At 44.0% G+C, this 400-nt stretch carries 1 pseudogene; it reads right to left on the bottom strand.

The features are described 5' to 3' along the window. A pseudogene (locus tag HC026_RS12445) lies at window positions 1-393 on the bottom strand (phage/plasmid primase, P4 family); the annotation flags it as partial. Window positions 394-400 lie beyond the last annotated feature (7 nt).

Raw genomic sequence — 400 nt, 5'->3', positions numbered from 1 at the left:
GGTACCTGGAATCTCGCCCTTCACAATGATATGAATGCCTTCACCAGAAACACTGGTTTCCATGTAGGAATGAGTGAGATTCATGAAGGCTTGTACAGCATTAGCTTTGTCACCCGTTTTCCACTGATCTAAGTCAACCCCGATGTGGTCCACATCAATACCAATGTATGGCGGTTGAAAGTAGAAGCCTAAACCGTCCATGCCTAAGTCTTGCATAGCTTGCAAAGCCGTTTTAAAATCTGTCCACGTTGATGGATCATTGGATTTTCCATCTCTCCCTGTGTGGGGGTCAATGGGGATCTTGGTATATTTTTTACGTTCTGGTTTCCAAATCAGTTTGTACAGACCCCAAGTCTTTAGGGACTTGAGTTCGTCTGGTATGAGTTCATACATTTGCTAC

The organism is Secundilactobacillus angelensis, from assembly GCF_012641075.1.
Lineage (GTDB): Bacteria > Bacillota > Bacilli > Lactobacillales > Lactobacillaceae > Secundilactobacillus > Secundilactobacillus angelensis.
This window is presented reverse-complemented; position numbering and strand designations above follow the sequence as displayed.